A 6,179-nucleotide genomic window follows, 5' to 3' on the forward strand; every position below is an offset into this window, starting at 1 on the left:
TTCTCGAAGTCCTGCCGGAACCAGCGGCGGTAGTTCTCCTGCTCCAGCAGGTCGGTGCGGGCCATCTCGTCCTTGAGGTGGAGGGCCTCGCGCCCCGAGCCGAACTCCTCGAACACCACCAGGTCGATCCCGTCGGCCCACACCTTGAACGTGGTGGGCAGGTGCTGCCACACGAACCTGCCCCTGCCCAGGGTGTTGGAGGCCCAGGCGATGGGCCGGAAGATGCGGTTGACCCACGGCTCGGCGAGGGTGTCCGCGGCGGCGAGGAGCGAGACCCGTAGGGGCTTGCGGAAGAGCCCGGTGCTGGTGGCGGCGTAGAAGGCCACGTCGACCTTGGTGTTGAGGTTGGGCACGCCCTGCAGGACACGGTCGCGGCCGCGCAGCAGCCGGCTGACGCGGCGGAACTCCTTCCACGACGCGTGGGTGGAGGGCAGGGTCCGCGAGCGGTAGCGGTCGCCGTCCATCTTGTCCCAGGGGTTGGTCATGGTCGACACGCCGATGAAGCCGGCGTCGAGCGCGGCGGTGATCCGCCGGTCGATCTCGCGCAACTCCTCGCGGCTGGGGGACTGCTTGGGGTCGGTCGCCCGGCCCAGGCCCATGACCGAGCCGCGGACGTCGGAGTGGCCGAGGAAGCTGGCCACGTTGGGCCCGAGCGGCAGGTCCTCCACCGCGCGCCGCCAGGCCGCCGGGTCGGACCAGGTCTTCTTCTGCTCGAGCGCCGCCAGGACGGCGTCCCGGGGCAGGGCCTCGACGCGGCTGAAGAGGTCGGCCACGTCGACGGTGCCCGAGTAGACGCCCGAGATGGAGCAGTTGCCCACCAGGACGGTGGTCACCCCGTGGCGCACCGACTCGCCCAGGCCCGGGGAGACGAGCAGTTCGACGTCGTAGTGGGTGTGGGTGTCCACGAACCCCGGCGTGACCCACCTGCCCTCGGCCTCCACCACCCGCGTCCCGGCCGAGACGGGCAGGGGGTCGGGGCTGACCGCCGCGACCACTCCCGCGCGGATCCCGACGTCCGCCCGGACGCCGGGGGCCCCGGTGCCGTCGAACACCGTTCCGCCGCGGATCACCACGTCGAAGTCGGTGCCGCCCGGGCTGGTGTGGTGCGTGGTGTCCACGAGGCACTCCCTCACGTAGTGATCCGGAGCTTGTGATCCGGAGCACACATCGTCCCACAGGGCTCAGACAGTCGTCCACGTCCAGCTCCGCGGTGCGACGGGCGTGTCGGTGGGCGGGAGTAGCGTCTGTGCCCATGACCACACGCACGGAGCGCCTCGACGGCCTGCCGTTCACCCGCAAGCACCGCAAGCTCCTGCTCGGGTCGGGCGTGGGCTGGGCGCTCGACGCCATGGACGTCGGCCTCATCTCGTTCGTCATGGCGGCGCTGGCCGTCCACTGGTCGCTCAGCCCCACGGAACTGTCGTGGATCGGGTCCATCGGGTTCGTCGGCATGGCCATCGGGGCGGCGCTCGGCGGGTTGCTCGCGGACAGGATCGGCCGGCGCCAGGTCTTTGCCGCCACGCTCCTCATCTACGGGCTCGCGACGGGGGCCGCGGCGCTGTCGACCGGAGTGGCGATGCTCATCGCCCTGCGCTTCGTCGTGGGACTCGGCCTGGGCGCCGAACTGCCGGTGGCGTCCACGCTGGTCAGCGAGTTCGCGCCGCGCAGGGTCCGCGGCCGGGTGGTGGTGGCGCTCGAGGCGTTCTGGGCGGTGGGCTGGATCATGGCCGCGCTCATCGGGTACTTCGTGGTGCCGACCGGCGACGACGGCTGGCGCTGGGCGCTCGCCGTGGGCCTGGTCCCGGCCGCGTACGCGCTCGTGGTGAGGTTCGGCCTGCCCGAATCGGTGCGGTTCCTCGAATCCAGGGGTCGTCACGACGAGGCCGAGCGGATCGTCCGCGACTACGAGGCCTCCGCCGGCGTCGAGCCGCCGCCCGCCCGGGCGGAGGGCGCCCGGTCCGACCCCGCCCGGTCCGAGCCCGCCGAGCCCACCGAGGCCGCCGGGCCCGCCGAACCCCGGGAGTCCATCTGGTCCCCGCGGTTGCGCGGGCGGACCGGGGCGCTGTGGATCGTGTGGTTCGGGATCAACTTCTCCTACTACGGCGCGTTCATCTGGCTGCCGAGCCTGCTGGTGTCCCAGGGCTTCGACCTGGTGAAGTCGTTCGGTTACACGCTCGTCATCACGCTGGCCCAGCTGCCGGGCTACGCGGTGGCGGCGTGGCTGATCGAGGTGTGGGGCCGGAGGGTCACGCTCGCGGTGTTCCTGGTCGGCTCGGCGGTCGCGGCGGGCCTGTTCGGGCTCGCGGACTCCCCGGCCACCATCATCGCCGCGGGCATGGCGCTGTCGTTCTTCAACCTCGGCGCGTGGGGCGCGCTGTACGCGATCGGTCCCGAGCTCTACCCCACCACCACCCGCGGGTCCGGCACCGGCGCGGCCGCGGCGTTCGGGCGGATCGCCTCGATCCTCGCGCCGCTGCTCGTGCCGTTCCTGCTCGACGCGGGTGACACGGTGCTGGTCTTCGGCGTGTTCGCCGCGGCCTTCGTCGTGGCCGCCGTGGCCGCTTTCACCCTCCCGGAGCGCAAGGGCGCCGCGCTCGAGGAGGCGTGAGCCCGGCCCACGCCCCGCGCCCCGGTCAGCCCCGGGTCTCCCGCCCGTCCCCCAGCTCGCGGATCCGCTCGGTCGCGGCGCGCAGCCGGTCCTCGCGCGCCTGCTGATCGGCCTTCTTGATTTTCTCGTAGGTCTTCTCGTCCGAGTCCGAGTAGCGCAGCACCAACCGCGGCAGGCCCAGCGTGACGATCAGCGACGGCCACACGATCCACGCGTACTGCCAGTCCACGACGATCTGCAGCACGAGGAACGTGATGAGCGTCAGGCCGATCACCACTCCGTCGAGGGACTCCACCAGCTTGCCGCGCTTGCGGAGGTCCGCCAGGTCGGCGTCGGCGTCGCGCAGGGCGGGGGTCGGGGGGCCGGACGAGTACGACGACGACGAGACCGTCATCTCCCCACCGCCCGCCGTGGCCGACCGGACGATCAGGCCGTCGACCGAGGTCAGGGGCACACCGCCGGGCAGGTCGCGGAAGGCGCCGTCCAGCTGCGCGAGGGTCCGCGCCGCGGCCACGTCGCCGGAGCGGGCGTGGAATTCCGGGTCGTCGAGTCGTCCGGCTGCGTAGTGGTCGCCGAGGGCGGTCAGGGCGTGCAACCGCTCGGCGTCCGAGAGCAGGAGGTCGTCCGGTTGGGTCATGGGACCACGGTAGAACCGCCCGCCCCGCGACGCCATAGCCGTGTCACATTCTGCGGTGCTCCACAGGTCGGTGCTTTCTCGAGCGCTACGCGGGCACCCACATGGCCATCTCGTTGCCGCCGGGTTCGCGGAAGTGGAACCGGCGCCCGCCCGTGAAGTCGAACGGGCCGAACGTCACCGTGCCGCCCGCCGCCTCGACCCGGGCGCGGGCCTCGTCGAGATCGGCCACCCGGATGACCATCAGGGGGGCGGGGGACTGCTCGTGGGCGTCGCCCTGGACGCCCACGTCGATCCCGCCGCCGAAAAGGTGGGTGTAGGACTGCCCGTACACCGTGGGTGTCCAGCCGCAGACCGCCTGTAGGAACTCGGAGGTCGCCGACATCGACGTGCTGGGGAACTCGACCAACGTGATCTCGAGAGGGGTGCTCGGGTGCATGGCCACGAATGTACGTCCGCGCGCGGCTTCGTGACAAAGATTCGGCGCGAGGCGGGTTCGCTGCCGGGCCGCCGGCCCGCCGGGCAACCGGGCAACCGGGTCGCCGCGCGGTCAGGCTCGGGCGGCGTCCCAGCGGGCGAGCAGACCCGCGGCGGCCGCGCGCGGATCGGGCGCGGCCATGATCGCCGAGACCACGCAGACCCCGTCGAGCGCGGTCGCGGCCAGCCGGCCCACGGTCGAGGGCCCGATCCCGCCGATCCCCACCGCCCGGACCCCGGCCCCCGCCCCGCCACGGCCTGGTGTGCGGTGCGCGTGCGCGGCCCGGGCGATCCGGTCGGCGCCCTCCGGGCCGAGGGCGGGCGCGGTGTCGGTCTTGGTCGCGGTCGACCACACCGGGCTCACCCCGACCACGTCCGGGGCGGGACCCGGCCCGGCCAGCGCCGCGGCGAGCTGGGCGTCGGTCTCGATCGAGAGTCCGAGCATCAGCCCGTCCGGCAACCCGGCGCGGGCCGTCGCCAGGGGCACGTCCCCCTGGCCGATGTGCAGGTGCAGCCCCAGCTCGCGCGCGACGTCCATCCTGTCGTTGACGAACACCGGCACGTGACGGCCCGTCTCCGCGGACGCGCTCGCGACCGCGGCGCAGACGGCGAGGGCGCGTGACGCGAACTCGTCGTCGTCGCACTCCTTGTCCCGGACCTGGACCACACCCACCCCGCCGAGCACGGCCTCGTAGACGATCCCCGGCACCGCGTCGCGCCCGCCGCCGAGGTGGGGATCGGTGACCAGATACAGGCGCCAGTCGACGACGACGGCGTCGTGGGGCCGGGGCGCCGCGGTCACGGGGTGGCGTCGAGAAGGGTGACCGAGTCCGCGATCTCCTCGGGGCTGAGCGTGTACAGCGCGTCGAGCCACGCCACCGAGAACAGCCCGGGACCGGCGGCGACGCGACCGGCGGCCGATCCCGCGGCCCCGGCGTGGGCGTGGGCGGCGACCACCGCGTCGTGGTCGGGGATGCTGGCCGCCCGGGCCGCGCCGAGGTAAGCCGCGGTGAGCGCCCCGAGCGCGCAGCCGGTGCCGATCACCCTCTGCAGCAGCGGGTGCCCGGACGTGATCCAGGTGGCGGTGGTGGACCCGGCGGTGGTGGAGACCACCACGTCCCGGGGTCCCGTCACCGCGACCACGCCCCCGGTGCGCTCGGCGAGCAGCAGCGCGGGGGCCAGCGCCACGTCGACGTCGTGGGTCGAGTCCACCCCGCGGCCGCCGGCGCCGGCCCCGGCGAGGGCGATGGTCTCCGAGGCGTTGGCCCGGATCGCCGCCGGTCCGTGGTCGAGCCACCCCGTGGCCAACCGCGTGCGCAGTGTCAACGCCCCCACCGCCACCGGGTCCAGCACCCACGGCGTGCCGTGCTCGCGCGCGGAGGCGACGGCGGCGTGCATGCCCTCCACCTGCTCGGACGTCGGGTTGCCCACGTTGATCAGCACCCCCGAGGCGATCGCGGCGAAGTCGCCGGCCTCCTCCGGGTGGTCGACCATCGCGGGAGCGGCACCGGCCGCCAGGAGGACGTCGGCGGTGATCTGGCGGACCACCGAGTTGGTCAGGCAGTGCACCAGCGGCTCGGTGCGACGCATCACCGAGACCAGGCGGGCGACGTCGACGGAGCTGGAACTGGAGCCGGAACCGGGAGCGGACATGCCCCCCAGTGTGCCGCCCCCGCCGGGCGCGAGGCGGAATAGGCCTCACACCGCCCGGGTTGGACCGGGCATGACCCCCTCCTCCCCGCTGCCCCTGTCCGTGCTCGACTTCGCGTCCGTCCGCCCCGGGCAGTCGGTCGGCGAGGCGCTGCAGGACTCGGTGGCGTTGGCGCGGAAGGCGGAGGAGCTGGACTACGCGCGGGTGTGGTACTCCGAACACCACAACATGGCGTCCATCGCCTCGTCGGCACCGGCGGTGCTCATGGCGCACATCGCGGCACGGACCGAGCGGATCCGGCTGGGCTCCGGCGGAGTGATGCTGCCCAACCACTCGCCCATCGTGATAGCCGAGCAGTTCGGCACGCTCGCCGAACTGCACCCGGGGCGCATCGACCTGGGCCTCGGCCGGGCCCCCGGCACCGATCCGCAGACCCTGGCGGCGCTGCGCCGCGAGCCGTCGGCGGCGGAGAACTTCCCGACCGACGTGAGGGAGCTGCAGGCGTTCCTCGGCGACACCCCGTCGGACCTCGCCCGGACCCGCGGCATCGTCGCCGTCCCGGGTCGCGGCACCAGGGTGCCGCTGTACATCCTCGGCTCGTCCTTGTTCGGCGCCCAGCTCGCCGCCGCGTTCGGGCTGCCGTACGCGTTCGCCTCGCACTTCGCGCCGGACGCGCTCGAGCAGGCCTCGGCGGTGTACCGCGAGCGCTTCGAGCCCAGCGAGCAGCTGTCCGAGCCGTACATGATCGCCGCGGTCAACGTGGTGGCCGACCACGACGCCTCGCGCGCCGACCGCGAACTCCAGTGGTA

7 protein-coding genes are annotated in these 6,179 nt (G+C 73.6%); 2 read left to right on the plus strand and 5 right to left on the minus strand.

Going from position 1 to position 6,179, the window contains the following annotated elements:
* Positions 1-1,118, minus strand: a 1,118-nt coding sequence (locus tag B4M60_RS13895) for an amidohydrolase family protein (protein WP_291085254.1), incomplete at its 3' end; no start/stop codon positions are given.
* A 134-nt stretch (positions 1,119-1,252) separates the two neighbouring features.
* On the opposite strand from B4M60_RS13895, the gene B4M60_RS13900 reads away from it, so the two are divergent.
* On the plus strand, positions 1,253-2,608 hold the full coding sequence (locus tag B4M60_RS13900; protein ID WP_291085257.1) for an MFS transporter: 1,356 nt from the start codon (positions 1,253-1,255) through the stop codon (positions 2,606-2,608).
* 25 nt (positions 2,609-2,633) lie between these two features.
* Here B4M60_RS13900 and B4M60_RS13905 read toward each other — a convergent pair whose 3' ends face one another.
* The 4 genes from B4M60_RS13905 to thiM form a co-directional block, all read right to left on the minus strand.
* On the minus strand, positions 2,634-3,245 hold the full coding sequence (locus tag B4M60_RS13905) for a DUF1707 SHOCT-like domain-containing protein (RefSeq protein WP_291085261.1): 612 nt from the start codon (positions 3,243-3,245) through the stop codon (positions 2,634-2,636).
* Between the two features lie 85 nt (positions 3,246-3,330).
* Positions 3,331-3,681: a VOC family protein gene (locus B4M60_RS13910; protein ID WP_291085263.1), complete on the minus strand. Its 351-nt coding sequence runs from the start codon at positions 3,679-3,681 to the stop codon at positions 3,331-3,333.
* 111 nt (positions 3,682-3,792) lie between these two features.
* On the minus strand, positions 3,793-4,521 hold the full coding sequence (locus B4M60_RS13915; protein WP_291085265.1) for a thiamine phosphate synthase: 729 nt from the start codon (positions 4,519-4,521) through the stop codon (positions 3,793-3,795).
* On the minus strand, positions 4,518-5,372 hold the full coding sequence (gene thiM / locus B4M60_RS13920; RefSeq protein WP_291085267.1) for a hydroxyethylthiazole kinase: 855 nt from the start codon (positions 5,370-5,372) through the stop codon (positions 4,518-4,520). Before thiM ends, B4M60_RS13915 begins: the two co-directional genes overlap by 4 nt.
* A gap of 70 nt (positions 5,373-5,442) precedes the next feature.
* Between thiM and B4M60_RS13925 the strand changes: the two genes are divergently transcribed.
* Positions 5,443-6,179, plus strand: a 737-nt coding sequence (locus B4M60_RS13925) for an LLM class flavin-dependent oxidoreductase (RefSeq protein WP_291085269.1), incomplete at its 3' end; no start/stop codon positions are given.

Origin of the sequence: Dietzia sp. UBA5065, from assembly GCA_002415925.1 — a bacterium.
In the GTDB taxonomy this organism is placed as follows: domain Bacteria; phylum Actinomycetota; class Actinomycetes; order Mycobacteriales; family Mycobacteriaceae; genus Dietzia.